The sequence below is a fragment of the Haemophilus sp. HMSC066D02 genome (genome assembly GCF_001810545.1).
Classification (GTDB): Bacteria; Pseudomonadota; Gammaproteobacteria; order Enterobacterales; family Pasteurellaceae; genus Haemophilus_D.
Genome location: NZ_KV801826.1, coordinates 54724 through 69438, shown reverse-complemented (window position 1 = coordinate 69438; position 14715 = coordinate 54724). Strand labels below are relative to the sequence as shown.

The window sequence follows — 14715 nt, the reverse complement described above, 5'->3', positions numbered from 1 at the left end:
CGCACTTTTGATTACAATAAAGGGCGTATTCTACACGGAAATTGCCTTTTTATGAATGATTTAACACTGACTCTTCACCCAATTGCGGTGATTCACACGCCTTACAAAGAAAAATTCTCAGTGCCACGCCAGCCTGATTTAGTACAAGATGGCATTGGTATTGTGGAACTTCTCCCTCCATATAATTCACCAGAGGCGGTGCGAGGATTAGAGCAATTTAGCCATCTTTGGCTTATTTTCCAATTCGACAAAATACCCCATGGGAAATGGCAATCCACTGTTCGTCCCCCTCGTTTAGGCGGCAATCAACGTGTCGGTGTATTTGCTTCACGGGCTACGCATCGCCCTAATCCGCTAGGCTTATCCAAAGTTGAATTACGCCAAGTGGAATGTATTCATGGACGTGTTTTTCTGCATTTGGGCTCCGTGGATCTTGTCGATGGCACACCTATTTTTGATATTAAGCCTTATATTGCCTATGCTGATAGCGAACCTGAGGCAAAATCAAGTTTTGCACAAGAAAAACCACCTGCAAAATTAAACGTAGAATTTACAGAAATCGCCCAAAGTGCGGTTGAAAAATATCACAAAAACCGACCGCACTTAGCGAGATTTATTACAGAAGTGATCGCACAAGATCCCCGCCCAGCTTATCAACAAGGTAAAGAAACCGACCGTATTTACGGTATTAGTCTGTACGAATTTAATATTAAATGGCGCATTAAAGCAGGGACAACAAATTGTGTGGAAATTTTGGATATCCAAAAATTAAAAGAACAAAAAAGCTGACTTTCGTCAGCTTTCTTTTTATCGTTTTAATTCTGTCTAATCCGGTAATGCATTCAGCACAGCTTTAACGAGCGTTGCCAACGGAATAGCGAAGAATACGCCCCAGAACCCCCATAATCCGCCGAAAATCAACACCGAAATAATGATTACTAAAGGATGTAAATTAACGACTTCAGAGAATAAATACGGCACCAACAAGTTTCCATCTAGAAGTTGACTCACCGCAAAGGCCACAATTAAATACCAAAACGTTGGGGAAATGCCAAACTGGAACATGGCGACTAAAGCAACGGGAATCGTCACCAATACCGCACCAATATAAGGGACTAAGACAGAGAGACCTACGACAACAGAAAGTAACAGCGGATAATTTAAACCAAAGCTTAAAAAGATAATATAAGTCACCACGCCAACAATCAAAATTTCTAACAATTTGCCATGAATATAATTCGCAATTTGTTGCTGCATCTCATTCCATACTTTAGACGCTAAAAGACGGTTTTTAGGCAAAAATCGGCTTACACCAGCAAGAAGTTCTGTTTTATCTTTCAGCATAAAGAACATCATTAATGGCACTAAAAATGCATAGATACCCAGTGATACAAGGTTCATTAATGAAGTAATCGACAATTTCACCGCAGATTCACCAAAGCCCAAAATCTTCGCGCGAGCCGCACTAAAAAAGGTGTCAATCATGGTGTAATCGATGAGTTCAGGATAATGCTCAGGAAGGGCTAATAACCATTCATGTAACTTATTGAACATGGCTGGCAAATCGCTTAATAAGGAAATCGTTTGATTCCATAATGTTGGTACAAGCCCGAAGAAAATTAATAACGCTAAGGTTAGAAAGCCACCAAAAATAATTAACGTGGCAAGCATTCGAGGAAATTTTAATTTTTTCGTTAAAAAATTAATCGGCATTTCCAATAAATATGCTAATACAATGGCAATCAGTAACGGAGCGATTAAATCACTAAAGAAATAAATCGCAATAAAGCCAAATAACAAAATGGCAAGTAGTCCCATCGCATGCGGATCGCTTAAGCGACGGCTATACCAATTTTTTAGCATTTCTAACATAAAGTCTTCCTAAACAAGTATTTTTTGTCATTATAAGTTAAAATTTAAATCAATCCTATATCCACTCATTCAACATAAAATAGAAGGAAACGTTATGTCTGTTAAGATTTACCATAATCCGCGCTGTTCAAAAAGCCGTGAAACCTTAGCTTTATTAGAAGAAAAAGGTATCCAACCAACTATCGAACTTTATTTGCAACAACACTACTCTGTTGAAGCATTACAGCAACTGGCTAATAAATTAGGATTAGATGATGTTAGAAAAATGATGCGTACCAAAGATGAGCTTTATCAATCATTAGGGTTAGATAATCCTGCATTAACTCATGATGATTTATTAAAAGCCATCAGTGAAAATTCAGCCTTATTAGAGCGCCCGATTGTGGTAAAAGGTGAAAAAGCCAAAATTGGACGACCGCCTGAAAGCGTACTCGCCATTTTGTAATTTTATTCATTTTCGCTATAATGACTTGCCGTGAAACACTTCACGGCAATTTTTTAGAGGTAAATATGACAAAAAAAACAAAAAGTGCGGTTGAAAATCAGCCCATTTATCAACACTCCAAAGGAGTCGTGAAAGATAATGCTGTGATGGCACTATTACACGACAAATTATTCCGCCAACGCGTTGAGAAAAAACGTAAAGGCAAAGGCAGTTACCAACGAAAAGCAAAATATGCGAGCAATTGGTTTGAAAAGCCCGATGATAAAGTTTTTGATTTCAGAAATTTTATCATCGGGTTTTTCGTTTCAATTTCAGTATAAAAAATAACAAAAAGAGGAAGTCTATATGTCAATCAAAACAGAAGTTTTATTTAACAATACTTGGAATGTCCGTATCAGTGATCCAGGTGAAGAAGGGGCTCAAAGCCACTTTTTTGAAACCATTTATCTCACGCTCACAGCTTATTTTGAAGGCGAAAATGTGCGTTATGAATTTGTGCGTAAAGTAGAAGATCAAGTAAAAATCAAACGCTCATTTACGGAATTAAGTGAGTTATTCAAATTCTTGGGGGATTATTTGGATCCGGTTTCACTCGGTAACCTCGGTGTAAAAATGGGTAACTTAGGCGTGAAAGCTGAATAAATTTTTTCTAATAAAAAAGTGCGGTCAAATTGAACCGCACTTTTTATTTATCAACTTATTATATTATTGCGCAAGTAACACACCTAGCGCGGAATAGAGGGATTGAGCGGCTTCATTTGGTAATGCCTTGCCATCTTCATCAGTGATCACGACCGCACTTTGTTTACCCACCGCAGAAATTTGCATTTGGTAAACGCCTTTTTCTAGATTAGGCGGATTCACACCTAAACGTAACCACTCTTGTTTATCCAATGGTTTATATTTCAATTCACGATAACCACGGCCTGCAGATTCAGATGTTGCTTTAAAGCCTAATTTCGGTAGAGCCGAACCTAAACGTTGCCATGCTTGACCAAAGCTTGCATCCATACCCAATGCCATTCTGCCATTCGTATCAGTAATTAAACCAGATTGGAAAGGTCCTACAGAAGCACTACTTAAATCTTGTTGTTGCTTGTTATAAGCGCTAGTGAGCGCCGAAACAAAACGATTTAAACGATCAGATGCATAGCGCTGCTTATCAGCTTGATTTGGTGTGTAAATTACACCATCACGACGCATTTGTTCGACAGAAACCGCTAACGCACTCGCATCTTGCGCTGTAACTTGTTCAATTTTATAACGGATCTCTGTATTGGCTTTATCGTCTGCACGACCCGTTGGCGCCCAGTCACTCATTAATATTGCACCATCTAAGGTCGAATTCGTGCCTTCTTCTTTCAATAAACGCTCAATTTGTTTGAGGTTATAAAGCTCTGCTTGTGCATCCGTATAAACAATCAATGCACGTTCGCCATCAAATTGTGTTAAAGAATTTTTAATAATCGCTAATGGGGTTGAAGGCGGACGAATATCCACGCGTTCTTTTTTCGCATTAAGCTGAGGAAGTTCATAAGTCGGATCAGCTTGCGGCAATGTTACCCCACCACTTGCTAAAGGAGAAAAGCTCGGTATTTCACGATCAGAATTTTGATAAGTGTCATTAGCCGTCTGCATTTTTTCCACGCTGTTTGAACATGCCGATAACAATGCTGCTGCGACTAAACTCAGTACGATTTTTTTCATTCCTTAAATCCTTTCAATAAAAAATAATTAGAATAATGACCGCTCTTTGACAAATAAAAGAGCTGAAAGTTTAAAGGGCTGTAAAAACAACCCTTTAATTCATTAAATTAAGCCAGCAATTTTTAATGCTTCTTCTACTTTTACTTGAGCGCTTTCGCTTAACACAGTAAGTGGTAAACGTAAGTGTGAAGTCTTAATTAAACCTAAACGATATGCAGCCCATTTTACTGGAATTGGGTTTGATTCAATAAATAAATCTTGGTGTAAAGGCATTAAGCGAGCATTAATTTCTTCCGCTTTTGCAAAATCACCCGCTAAAGCATAGCGACACATCGCGGCCATGTCTTTTGCAGCAAGGTTGTTTGTCACAGAAATGACACCTTCTGCACCTAATTTCATCGCTTCTAGCCCTGTAGCATCATCCCCACTTAACACAATGAAATCTTTACCGGCTAATTCTTTAATTGCAGTGATACGAGTTAAATCGCCTGTGGCTTCTTTAATCCCCACAATATTCTCAATTTGCGACAAACGTGCTACGGTTTCAGGTTTCATATCACTACCGGTACGACCTGGTACGTTATAAAGAAGTTGTGGTAAATCCGTGCATTCTGCAATCGCTTTAAAATGTTGGAACATGCCTTCTTGAGTTGGTTTATTGTAGTAAGGAACAACAGATAAACAACCGGCTACACCGCTATCACGTAATAATTTTGTCATCACAATGGCTTCGCTCGTTGCATTCGCACCGGTGCCAGCAATGATTGGAATACGTCCTTTTGCTAACTCAACCGTCTTTTCAATCACCTTCACATTTTCTTCAATGCTTAATGTGGCGGACTCTCCTGTTGTCCCCACAGATACAATCGAATCTGTACCCGCATTGATATGAAACTCGATAAGTTTTTCTAATGTTTCAAAATCAATGTTCCCGTGGTTATCCATCGGGGTTACTAAAGCAACAATACTGCCTGAAAATAAGGGGGTTTGCGTAGTCATAAGGTACTCCATTTACATCTATTTTGCGTTTTAACAATAACATTTGAAAATATTTGGTTATAATCGCTAAAATAGCTTGAATTTACAAATCATTTTTTACATTTTTAAGGATTTTTTATGAAAACATTACAAGTGGGTGACTTAGCACCGCAATTCACCCTTTTAAATCAAGATAATCAACCAATTTCACTTGGCAACTTTAAAGGCAAAAAAGTACTCGTGTATTTTTATCCAAAAGCCTTAACACCAGGCTGTACAACTCAAGCCTGCGGTTTACGTGATGCTAAAAGCGAGTTAGAAAAATTAGGTGTGATTATTTTAGGCATCAGCACAGATGCGCCAAAAAAACTGGCTCAATTTGTTGAGAAAAAATCGCTCAATTTCACCTTGCTTTCTGATGAAGATCACCAGGTTGCCGAGCAATTTGGTGTTTGGGGTGAAAAGAAATTTATGGGACGCACCTATGACGGCATTCACCGCATTAGCTTCCTCATTGATGAACAAGGCAAAATTCAACACGTTTTTGATAAATTCAAAACAGGCGAACATCATCAGGTTGTCTTAGATTACCTGCAATCCCTTTAAATCCCCTCTCAAAACAACCGCACTTTCTATGATTTACCTCAAAGTGCGGTCAAAAAATAGCCATTTTTCTAATTTATATTTACGCTCTATTTTTCATTTGATAAAATTCCAATCTAATTGAAATTCATTATCAATTAATTTTGTATTCTTTATCATATAAAAGGACTATCAGATGCCAAAACTTTTTGAGTTTTTAGAACAATATAGTGATTACATTATTATCGGGCTTTTACTTCTTATGAGCGTAATCATGCTTGCTACTGTGATTGAGCGTTTTATCTTTTTAAGCCGTGTCAATGTCGCTAAATATTCCAATATCCATTCACTTGAAATTGATTTAAATCGCAATATGACGACCATTTCAACCGTTGGCGCAAACGCACCTTATGTGGGCTTGTTAGGAACAGTAATTGGTATTTTGTTAACCTTCTATCAAATTGGTCAAGCTGGCGGTGATGTCGATGCTGGCGCAATCATGATGCACCTCTCTCTTGCGCTAAAAGCAACCGCACTAGGTATTTTAGTCGCGATTCCATCCATGATGTTCTATAACGGCTTAGGTCGTAAAGTAGATGTTAACTTATTGAAATGGAAAGTATTAAACGCTCAAAAAGATAAGGAATAATCGTGAAAAAATTTGATGAAATCAATATTATTCCTTTCATCGACATTATGTTGGTGTTATTAGCGATAGTGTTGATCACCGCATCCTTTATTTCTCAAGGAAAAATTCAAGTTAATGTGCCAAAAGCCAGTTCAACGGTCGCATTCAAATCAGATGAATTAGCCAAATTATTGACTGTAACGGCAGATAAACAACTTTATTTTAATGACAAACCTATCTCGCAAGAAGCGCTTGAAAAAGAGATCGCGGGTTGGAATAAAGATCAGAAAGTTACATTAAAAATTGATGCAGAAGCCTCTTTCCAAGATTTTGTGACGATTACTGACATGTTATCGAAAAACGAAATTAAAAATGTCGCGATTGTTTCGATGAAAGATAAAGGCGCTTCGAGCAAAAATGCGCCAGCAGTGGGAGGCGTCGGAGTAGGGCATAAACAATGAACAGCCAACAAGCTAAACGATCACTATTAGGCTTGCTTATTTCTCTATTAATTCATGGTGCCATTGTAGGCGCATTGCTTTGGAACTGGCATAAGCCAAGTGAAGCTGCAAGTAATGCTACAGGTGAAATATCCACGACAATATCAATGGAAATGATTCAAGGGATGAGAGTGGAAGAACCCGCTCCTGAGCCGGAACCTGAACCTCAACAGGCAGAACCGGAACCTGAAAAGCAAGAAGTCGTCGCAGATCCAACGAAGAAACCAGAGCCTGAGAAGAAAAAAGAACCTGAGAAAAAGCCAGAAAAACCAATAGAAAAGCCGAAACCAAAACCGAAAGAGAAGCCAAAAGAAAAACCTAAAAATGAGGTAAAAGCAGAGAAAGCGGTAGAAATGCCGAAGAGCTTACCGATTGGCGATAAGAATATTAATTCAACGGCTACGGCAAATTCTAAAGCAACGACCACAGGTCAACCTGGTACAAATGGCGTTCAAGGTGGCTCAGGTACCAATACGGATGAGCTAAATGCTTACCGTGCAGCTATTCGACGTGAAATTGAACGGCACAAACGTTATCCTGCTCGAGCGAAGATGATGCGTAAACAAGGTGTTGTGAGCGTGAGTTTTAGCGTAGGGGCAGATGGTTCCTTATCAGGAGAACGAGTAACGAACTCCTCTGGAGATGAAAGCTTAGACAACGCAGCACTGGAAGCGGTGAGAAGTGCAAGACCTGTTGGTCCAAAACCCGCTGGATTTACCTCTTCAGTCAGTGTACCAATTAGCTTCACCATTCAATAGATAAATAAAAAGGCGAACATCATGTTCGCCTTTTCTTTTGCTAATCTTAATTAGCCCATACCGTATTTTTTCAATTTCTTACGCAATGTACCACGGTTAATGCCGAGCATGTTCGCTGCACGAGTTTGGTTACCGCGGGTGTATTGCATAATCATATCTAACATCGGGTGTTCAACTTCCGCTAATACTAATTCGTAAAGATCATTCACATCTTGACCATCTAATTGTGATAAGTAATTGCGTAAAGCTTGTTTTACTGAATCACGTAATGGTTTGTTTGTTACTTGTGATTGAGAGTTTAAAACTGAAACGGTTAACGCTTCAGACGGACTACGTTGTTGTTCTAACATTTTTCTTTATCCAAAATTGAATTTAAAAAATCTTCCAGCACAATTAACTGCTCTTTCGGTTCATTAATTGCGTTAAAAGTCTGTCTAAAAACGGAATCGGGTTGAATTCCCTGTAAATACCAAGCTACGTGCTTACGGGCTATTCGATAGCCTTTTTGCTCACCATAGAACTCATGAAGTTCCTGAATATGACGCAAAATATGACCGCACTTTTCACGCAAACTTGGAGTTTGAATTATCGAATCATGTTCAACTAAAGCCTCGACGGCTTGAAAAAGCCATGGATTGCCTAGTGCGGCACGACCGATCATTATTGCATCAGCACCTGTATACTCAAGTACCTTTTTCGCTTTCGAGGCAGAATCAATATCACCATTCGCAATAACAGGAATTGAAATTGATTGTTTGACTGCTCGAATATTGTCGTATTCCGCTTCCCCTTCAAATAGGCATTCTTTCGTCCGCCCGTGAATGGTTAAAGCTTGAATACCAGATTGTTCTGCAATTTTGCCGATTTGCACACAGTTTCGATTTGCTTTATCCCAACCTGTGCGAATTTTTAACGTCACAGGCACATCAACGGCATTCACGACTTCTTTTAAAATTTTTTCCACTAAATCAGGAAATTGAAGCAGTGCAGAACCCGCTAATTTTCGATTTACTTTCTTTGCGGGACAGCCCATATTAATGTCGATAATTTCAGCACCATAGGCTACATTAATTGCTGCAGCTTGGGCCATTTCTAAAGGATCAGAACCTGCAATTTGCACCGCATTTAATCCTAGATCTTCACTATGTGCTAAACGAAGTTTCGATTTCTCTGTATGCCAAACTTGTGGATTGGTGGACATCATCTCTGAAAACGTTAATCCCGCGCCATAATGGGCACATAAACGTCGAAAAGGTTGATCCGTGATACCTGCCATGGGTGCCAATAAAATACGATTTTTTAATTCATAAGAACCAATTCGCATTTTATGTTATCCCCAATTACAAGTCCTATCTCCAGCAAGTCAGGCCACAATAGCAACCGACAAGGGGTGCTATATTACGCATTTTTCGTTTTTTTGCAAAGTGAAATTTGTTCAAAAAATGCACTTTTTTTAATTGACAAAAAGAAATTAAGCCGATTTTAATTTACCTGTAATACGGCACCATTCCTCTTTCACTGCAACAGGATCTAAATCAAAGGATTGTGTATAAGCATCACATACCGATTCTGCTTGGGTTTCTAAAATACCCGATAATCCAAGATCACCGCTCTCTTTCACTAGTTGAGAAATAATCGGATAAAGTTCTTTCAATGGCCCCGCAAGAATATTCGCCACAACAACATCTGCTTTTAAATCTGCAGGTTTATCATCGGATAAGAAAAGTTGAAGACGATCCGCCACCCCATTTTGTTCTGCATTATTTCGACTGGCGAGAATGGCTTGTGGATCGATATCAATACCGATTGCATTTTTAGCCCCTAATTTAAGGGCTGCAATGGCAAGAATTCCAGAGCCACAACCAAAATCGATGACGGTTTTGTCAGTTAAATCCAAACCATCTAACCACTCTAAACAAAGTGCGGTTGTCGGGTGGGTGCCTGTTCCGAAAGCTAAACCAGGATCAAGCATCACATTAACTGCATTTTGATCTGGCACTTCACGCCAGCTTGGGCAAATCCATAAACGTTTGCCAAATTGCATTGGGTGGAAGTTATCCATCCATTCACGTTCCCAATCTTTATCCTCGATTTGCTCAATTTTGTAAGCGGTGTTTTCATCTAAATGATGTGCTTGTTTAAGCAAACTCACAATTTCATTCATATCGGTTTCTGCATCAAATAATGCAATCACATCCGTATTTCCCCACAAACGTGTTTCGCCTGGAAGTGGTTCAAAAATCGGTGTATCTTGGCTATCCATAAATGTGACCGAAACTGAGCCAATTTCTTCTAAAAAATCGCTAATATTCTCGGCTTTTTCATTTGTACTATTTAAGCGAATTTGAATCCACGCCATCTTCTTTTCCTTTTAATTAATTTCTTTATGTAACCATCTGGGTAATAAACTTACGCCTAGGGCTGAAACCACAATAATGATAATCCCAAGCGCTGAAACAAGTGAAACCTCTTCGTTGAGTAATAATACTGCCAAAAAGACACCAAAAATCGGCTCAAGTGCGGTCAAAATTCCCGAGATTTTTGCATCCACCGAATTTAAGCCTTTATTCCACAACCAAAAGGCAAACCAACTACATACTACACCGAGATAAATCAAACCAAAGAAACCAAGCCAGTTAAAATGGATATCCCAGTTTTCCGTCAGCAATAAAGTAAATGGCAGCATGGTGATGCTTGCTAACACAATCGAAATGGATGTATAGGCTTGTGCTGAAACCGTTGCCACCACTTTTTTCGTCCAACGCAAGCAACAAGCAAACACAATACTTGCCGCCACCACTAAGGAGCAACCCAATAAGCTAATTTCACTTGCGCCTTCATTGCCCTGCCCGCCTAGAATTAAAATGGCTACGCCTAAAAAGGCAAAAGCCCCACACAACCAATGATACCATTTCGCACGATCTTGAAAGAAAAAATGCCCAATGAAAATCACACATAATGGTTCTAATCCAATCATGGTCGTTGCACTCGCCGCGCTTGTATATTTTAAACCAATGAATCCCAGCAAAAAGGTCGCGGTATAATTGAAAAAACCTAGCCACCAAAGCTGTTTTCGCATCGGTTTAGACACGCCTTTCCAACGACGAAAAAAGAGTGGCATCGCAATAATCGCCGCCATTAATAAACGGGCTTGGATCATCAAAATGGTGTCCATCATTGTAAAGGTGTATTTAGCGGCAACAAAGGAACTACTCCAAATAAACAATGCTAGGATCTGGTAAATCATAAAGTGCGGTCCATTTTTACTGTTTTTTTGCGCCGAATTGGTTACCCAAGATGAAAGCAATCAAGCCAAATACAAGTGCAGGTACAATGGCATTAAAACCAAATAGTTTGATACCAAATTGAGTCAGTAGCACATAACTGCTTAATCCCACCACCATTGAGCTTATTGCACCTGCTGCATTTGCTTTATCCCAATAAATGCCTAATACAATCACCCAAAGGAATGCTGCTTCTAATCCACCGAAAGCAAATAGATTCAACCAAATAATCATATCAGGTGGATTCAGTGCGGCAAGAATTAACAACGCCGATAAAATTAGTGTAATGACTGATGAAATACGGCTAATTCGTTTTTCATTCTTCGCGGCTTCAGGTTTGCTTGCAAGATATAAGTCTTTCACAAAAATTGAGGAGGATTGAATGAGTTGCGCATCAACTGTGGACATAATCGCCGACATCGGTGCGGCTAAGAAAATCCCTGCAACAATAGGAGGAAGCACTTCCAACATTAAGGTTGGAATCACTTTATCTGACACCGTTAAATCTGGCACAACGGCACGTCCTAAAGCACCCGCCAAATGCATCCCTAACATAATCACTGAAAGGACAATCGTACCAATGAGCATGCCTCGATGTAAGGCTTTACTGTCTTTGAAAGCCATGCAACGGACGGCTGTATGTGGTAAACCAACCACACCAAAACAGACTAAGATCCAAAACGATGCCATAAATTGAAAATCTAGCATCTCATTTGGGCCGTAAGGGCTTACTAAACTCGGATCAATTTCAGTTAATTTATTGACCGCACTTTCTACGCCACCGAGATGGTAAATCACGCCCACTAATAGTACGATTGTGCCAAAAATCATTACCGTACCTTGAATCGTATCGGTTAACACGACGGCTCGGAAACCACCAATAAACGTATAAATACCAACCGTTAAGGCAAAAATAAGTAAGGCGTGAGTATAAGGAATCCCTATCGTGGTTTCGAGCAATCTTGCGCCACCAATAAATTGCACAACCATAGCGGCAAAGAAGGCAAGCAACAATGCTAGACTGGAAATCCAAACGAGATATTTATTTTTATAACGATAGAGAAATAAATCATTGATAGTAAGCGCATTGGTCTCACGAGAAAGTAATGCAAACTTTTTGCCCAATGCACCTAAGGCTAACCACACAGCCGGCACTTGGATCATGGCGAGTAATACCCAACCTAGCCCATATTTATAAGCAGCCCCTGGTCCACCAACAAAAGAACTGGCACTAGCATAAGTGGAAGCCGTTGTCATCGCAAGGACAAAGCCTGTCATGGAGCGATTTCCTACATAATATTCCGTAAGGAAATCACCTTTACTGCGTTTTACATAAGCAAATAATGCCGCGCCAAAGATGAAGACTAAATAGATAGCTAATGGGAGAATAATACCTAAATTCATTATTTATTCTCCTTTGACTCAACATCTAGCGGGATATCTAAAAAGACAATTTTGACAATCCAATACCCAATGACCACAAACAAAATGGGTAAATAAATACAGGATAATTCAAACCATAACGGAAAACCTATCGGTCCAGGCGAGTCTTTCGGTAAATAAGCACAAACACACCATCCAATTACATAAAAAATAGCTAACCCTAATGCCCAGCGCGCCTCCTTGGCGGCTTGTTTATATCGTTGTGATAAATCCATTATGAACTCCCGTTAGAATGTTTTACCCATTTCAAGAAAAATACGATTTTTGTCGTAGTTATAGAATGGGTGATTACTTGAAACTCGTTGATAAGACCACGTAATTTTAGGCGTGATTCCCCAGAAGTAAAGATCTCTATGCCATAATGTTACTGCCGATTGATATTCATTATTTTTCTGACGAATATTGAATAAATCAGCACCTTTGTAAGTTCTACGTGCATACGCAAGAGAAATGCGGGTTGAAATACCCCATCCCCACTCTTGTCCCCAACCTAAACGGAGATTTTTACGTTGATAAGCATTGTCTTCATCTCGTGTATTTTCACGATTATAATCAGCGCCTACGAACCAAAATTGACCACTCTTAGGAAAATAAGATAACGTATTCGACCAAAGATAGTTATTCCCATTCAAATGTTTACGAGTGATATAACGCTGTTCACCATATTCAAGTGCGGTTGAAATTTGCCACTTTTCATTCAGCCAATAGGTTAAATCTAAACGAGCTCCGGAATTTTTCGAATACTGCTTCATTGACTCACTACCCGAGGAGCCACCTGCATACCATCGTCTTTCTGTAAATGGCATTAATGACATTTCGAAACGCGCGGTTTGATAACCGAATCCAGCGCCAACTCTACCATTAAATTCATTATATTTTTTATTATCCCAGTAATATTTCCCACTTCCCTCAATAGAAAATTTAGTGAAATAATTATGGGGTAATGACCATTTTTTCTCTGCTTCTGCAAAATAAGAAAAACCTGCTGCACTTTCGCGCTCCCAGGCATTCCAATTTCCAATGCGAGTGCCTGCTTTTGGTGCATTGTTAATATTACTTTCGTTTAAGAAACTCAGACCACCTTGAAACTTCCACTGATCTCGGCGGTTAAGTGCCGAAAGATATTGGTCGATCATGGCGATAGACTCGGGAGAAACTTGTTCAGCTCTCAGTTTTTGGAATTGATCTTTGGCCGCCTCATTATCATTGTTTAAAAACAGTGCTTGTGCTAACTGATAACGTAACGGTAGGATGGTCGAATCTTGAGAAAATAGAGTACGATAACGAGTTACCGCTTCCGAAAAATGCCCCTCTTCGCGAGCATTAATCGCATTTGCCCACTCAAGTAAAAATGGATCTTGTTTAGGCAAATTTTGATACAACGGCAATAAGAGTTGAACGGCTTCACCATTATTTTGCAACACTGCAGGAATCAATCCACGTACGATCAAATCAGGATGTTTTGCCAATTCTTCTTTCGTAATAGAAAGTGTATGTTTATCGTCACGTTTTTCTGAAATTTGTGGCTTTTGAGTGGATAAATCCGGTTTTGCAAGCTGAAGCTGATCATCAAACCGCTCATCACGAGATTGAGGAGACTTCTCTGCTGCAAAAGAGAATGAACTAAGCAACAATGAGGAGCTTAAAAATAAAACAAGTTTCGATTGTGAAGTCATTTTTATTCCTATAAAGAAAAATAAAGCAAGCCAAAAGCTTGCTTCAAAATTTACAAAAATTTTCTAATTTTTTCTAGCACCAAAAACACCAAATTTATCATTTCCTTGATAAGTTCCGGCTACTTCGTCTGCATCTTTTCCATAGAAGCCTCCTTCAACCTGAACACCTTGGCTATTTGTTCCACTAAATTGATTGCCTTGAATTTTGGCAGATAAGGAAACATCATCAAAATGTACATTAGGAGAAAGAGCGCCCCCTGCAATCCCATTTGATACAAGAACGTCCTTATAGCCTGTTTTGGCTAAAGAAATTGTTCCATTTAATGTTTTATCTGCGAAATTAGCCGTTAGCTTTACGAATGATAAGTTAGAATCTAAGTAATCAGCCCGCTTCTCTACATGCATACCATTTCCAATATAATTTGCAGTACCTGATTGTGGCATTTCTGTTGTTGGATTGACACCAAATGCGACATAATAATCAGAACCTAAAGCAGGCTCCGTAAATTTTCCCCAACGAATATTTTTATAGTTTTTGCCACTAATAGAACGCAATTCAGGATAATCAGCCTGTAACACTTCTTTCTCATTCGTTCCAATGACTGGACGCTCGTAATACCCTGATGGAATAATTTCAATTTCTTGACCTTCAACATTAACGAGATTAACGTTATTGTCATCATGTATTTGTCTTTCAATGACCGTCACTGTTTTATCTTCTTTATTAACCTCAAACCCCACTCGTTTAAGCACGATTTGTTCTTCATTTTTTGGTTGTTCCGCTGGTTTTACTGGCTCAGTTGGTTTTACTGTCTCAGCTGCTTTCACTGTCTCAGCTGCTT

The 14715-nt window shown here is 39.2% G+C and carries 19 protein-coding genes; 8 read left to right on the top strand and 11 right to left on the bottom strand.

Going from position 1 to position 14715, the window contains the following annotated elements; translation table 11 throughout:
- The first annotated feature begins 51 nt into the window (after positions 1-51).
- Complete coding sequence (tsaA, locus tag HMPREF2750_RS08855) at positions 52-789, top strand: tRNA (N6-threonylcarbamoyladenosine(37)-N6)-methyltransferase TrmO (protein WP_070583523.1); 738 nt, start codon at positions 52-54, stop codon at positions 787-789.
- 36 nt (positions 790-825) lie between these two features.
- Here the strand turns inward: tsaA and HMPREF2750_RS08850 are convergent, their stop codons facing one another.
- The gene (locus HMPREF2750_RS08850) at positions 826-1872 is read right to left on the bottom strand and encodes an AI-2E family transporter (protein ID WP_054419087.1); all 1047 of its coding nucleotides are present in this window, start codon (positions 1870-1872) and stop codon (positions 826-828) included.
- 94 nt (positions 1873-1966) lie between these two features.
- On the opposite strand from HMPREF2750_RS08850, the gene arsC reads away from it, so the two are divergent.
- From arsC to HMPREF2750_RS08835, 3 genes are all read left to right on the top strand, one after another.
- Positions 1967-2317, top strand: a complete 351-nt coding sequence (arsC, locus tag HMPREF2750_RS08845; RefSeq protein WP_049356048.1) for an arsenate reductase (glutaredoxin) — start codon at positions 1967-1969, stop codon at positions 2315-2317.
- Positions 2318-2382: 65 nt separating this feature from the next.
- Entirely contained in the window at positions 2383-2637 is a 255-nt protein-coding gene (locus HMPREF2750_RS08840) for an alternative ribosome-rescue factor A (RefSeq protein WP_054419082.1), read from the top strand.
- A 25-nt stretch (positions 2638-2662) separates the two neighbouring features.
- Positions 2663-2959: a DUF5377 family protein gene (locus HMPREF2750_RS08835; RefSeq protein ID WP_049371484.1), complete on the top strand. Its 297-nt coding sequence runs from the start codon at positions 2663-2665 to the stop codon at positions 2957-2959.
- A gap of 63 nt (positions 2960-3022) precedes the next feature.
- Here the strand turns inward: HMPREF2750_RS08835 and bamC are convergent, their stop codons facing one another.
- Together bamC and dapA are read right to left on the bottom strand one after the other, a co-directional pair.
- A complete protein-coding gene (bamC, locus tag HMPREF2750_RS08830; RefSeq protein ID WP_070583521.1) occupies positions 3023-4024 on the bottom strand; it encodes an outer membrane protein assembly factor BamC in 1002 nt (333 codons plus the stop codon).
- A 102-nt stretch (positions 4025-4126) separates the two neighbouring features.
- Entirely contained in the window at positions 4127-5023 is an 897-nt protein-coding gene (dapA, locus tag HMPREF2750_RS08825) for a 4-hydroxy-tetrahydrodipicolinate synthase (RefSeq protein ID WP_070583519.1), read from the bottom strand.
- A gap of 117 nt (positions 5024-5140) precedes the next feature.
- Between dapA and bcp the strand changes: the two genes are divergently transcribed.
- The 4 genes from bcp to HMPREF2750_RS08805 all read left to right on the top strand — a co-directional run bounded on the left by bcp (position 5141) and on the right by HMPREF2750_RS08805 (position 7470).
- The gene (gene bcp, locus HMPREF2750_RS08820; protein ID WP_070583517.1) at positions 5141-5608 is read left to right on the top strand and encodes a thioredoxin-dependent thiol peroxidase; all 468 of its coding nucleotides are present in this window, start codon (positions 5141-5143) and stop codon (positions 5606-5608) included.
- 172 nt (positions 5609-5780) lie between these two features.
- A complete protein-coding gene (gene exbB / locus HMPREF2750_RS08815; RefSeq protein ID WP_070583515.1) occupies positions 5781-6233 on the top strand; it encodes a TonB-system energizer ExbB in 453 nt (150 codons plus the stop codon).
- Between the two features lie 2 nt (positions 6234-6235).
- Positions 6236-6673, top strand: a complete 438-nt coding sequence (exbD, locus tag HMPREF2750_RS08810; protein WP_070583513.1) for a TonB system transport protein ExbD — start codon at positions 6236-6238, stop codon at positions 6671-6673.
- Complete coding sequence (locus tag HMPREF2750_RS08805) at positions 6670-7470, top strand: energy transducer TonB (RefSeq protein ID WP_049365291.1); 801 nt, start codon at positions 6670-6672, stop codon at positions 7468-7470. Before exbD ends, HMPREF2750_RS08805 begins: the two co-directional genes overlap by 4 nt.
- 50 nt (positions 7471-7520) lie before the next feature.
- On the opposite strand, the gene fis is transcribed toward HMPREF2750_RS08805, so the two are convergent.
- The 8 genes from fis to HMPREF2750_RS08765 all read right to left on the bottom strand — a co-directional run.
- Positions 7521-7820 carry a DNA-binding transcriptional regulator Fis gene (fis, locus tag HMPREF2750_RS08800; protein ID WP_005696908.1) on the bottom strand — a complete coding sequence of 100 codons (300 nt, stop codon included), beginning with the start codon at positions 7818-7820 and terminating at the stop codon, positions 7521-7523.
- Entirely contained in the window at positions 7814-8794 is a 981-nt protein-coding gene (gene dusB, locus HMPREF2750_RS08795; protein WP_070583511.1) for a tRNA dihydrouridine synthase DusB, read from the bottom strand. Before dusB ends, fis begins: the two co-directional genes overlap by 7 nt.
- A 147-nt stretch (positions 8795-8941) precedes the next feature.
- Positions 8942-9829, bottom strand: coding sequence for a 50S ribosomal protein L11 methyltransferase (prmA, locus tag HMPREF2750_RS08790; RefSeq protein ID WP_049373572.1), 888 nt, complete (start codon positions 9827-9829; stop codon positions 8942-8944).
- Positions 9830-9841: 12 nt separating this feature from the next.
- A complete protein-coding gene (locus HMPREF2750_RS08785; protein ID WP_070583510.1) occupies positions 9842-10717 on the bottom strand; it encodes a DMT family transporter in 876 nt (291 codons plus the stop codon).
- A gap of 16 nt (positions 10718-10733) precedes the next feature.
- Entirely contained in the window at positions 10734-12158 is a 1425-nt protein-coding gene (gene panF / locus HMPREF2750_RS08780; RefSeq protein ID WP_049373568.1) for a sodium/pantothenate symporter, read from the bottom strand.
- Positions 12158-12412: a YhdT family protein gene (locus HMPREF2750_RS08775; RefSeq protein ID WP_070583508.1), complete on the bottom strand. Its 255-nt coding sequence runs from the start codon at positions 12410-12412 to the stop codon at positions 12158-12160. Before HMPREF2750_RS08775 ends, panF begins: the two co-directional genes overlap by 1 nt.
- Before the next feature lie 12 nt (positions 12413-12424).
- A complete protein-coding gene (locus HMPREF2750_RS08770) occupies positions 12425-13873 on the bottom strand; it encodes a surface lipoprotein assembly modifier (RefSeq protein WP_083304585.1) in 1449 nt (482 codons plus the stop codon).
- Between the two features lie 63 nt (positions 13874-13936).
- On the bottom strand, positions 13937-14715 hold a 779-nt coding region (locus HMPREF2750_RS08765), incomplete at its 5' end, for a transferrin-binding protein-like solute binding protein (RefSeq protein ID WP_070583506.1).

Bases quoted from the DNA above. Each gene is read 5' to 3' on its own strand.
- tsaA (WP_070583523.1), top strand. From the start codon at position 52: ATGAATGATTTAACACTGACTCTTCACCCAATTGCGGTGATTCACACG.
- HMPREF2750_RS08850 (WP_054419087.1), bottom strand. From the start codon at position 1,872: ATGTTAGAAATGCTAAAAAATTGGTATAGCCGTCGCTTAAGCGATCCG.
- arsC (WP_049356048.1), top strand. From the start codon at position 1,967: ATGTCTGTTAAGATTTACCATAATCCGCGCTGTTCAAAAAGCCGTGAA.
- HMPREF2750_RS08840 (WP_054419082.1), top strand. From the start codon at position 2,383: ATGACAAAAAAAACAAAAAGTGCGGTTGAAAATCAGCCCATTTATCAA.
- HMPREF2750_RS08835 (WP_049371484.1), top strand. From the start codon at position 2,663: ATGTCAATCAAAACAGAAGTTTTATTTAACAATACTTGGAATGTCCGT.
- bamC (WP_070583521.1), bottom strand. From the start codon at position 4,024: ATGAAAAAAATCGTACTGAGTTTAGTCGCAGCAGCATTGTTATCGGCA.
- dapA (WP_070583519.1), bottom strand. From the start codon at position 5,023: ATGACTACGCAAACCCCCTTATTTTCAGGCAGTATTGTTGCTTTAGTA.
- bcp (WP_070583517.1), top strand. From the start codon at position 5,141: ATGAAAACATTACAAGTGGGTGACTTAGCACCGCAATTCACCCTTTTA.
- exbB (WP_070583515.1), top strand. From the start codon at position 5,781: ATGCCAAAACTTTTTGAGTTTTTAGAACAATATAGTGATTACATTATT.
- HMPREF2750_RS08805 (WP_049365291.1), top strand. From the start codon at position 6,670: ATGAACAGCCAACAAGCTAAACGATCACTATTAGGCTTGCTTATTTCT.
- fis (WP_005696908.1), bottom strand. From the start codon at position 7,820: ATGTTAGAACAACAACGTAGTCCGTCTGAAGCGTTAACCGTTTCAGTT.
- dusB (WP_070583511.1), bottom strand. From the start codon at position 8,794: ATGCGAATTGGTTCTTATGAATTAAAAAATCGTATTTTATTGGCACCC.
- prmA (WP_049373572.1), bottom strand. From the start codon at position 9,829: ATGGCGTGGATTCAAATTCGCTTAAATAGTACAAATGAAAAAGCCGAG.
- HMPREF2750_RS08785 (WP_070583510.1), bottom strand. From the start codon at position 10,717: ATGATTTACCAGATCCTAGCATTGTTTATTTGGAGTAGTTCCTTTGTT.
- panF (WP_049373568.1), bottom strand. From the start codon at position 12,158: ATGAATTTAGGTATTATTCTCCCATTAGCTATCTATTTAGTCTTCATC.
- HMPREF2750_RS08775 (WP_070583508.1), bottom strand. From the start codon at position 12,412: ATGGATTTATCACAACGATATAAACAAGCCGCCAAGGAGGCGCGCTGG.
- HMPREF2750_RS08770 (WP_083304585.1), bottom strand. From the start codon at position 13,873: ATGACTTCACAATCGAAACTTGTTTTATTTTTAAGCTCCTCATTGTTG.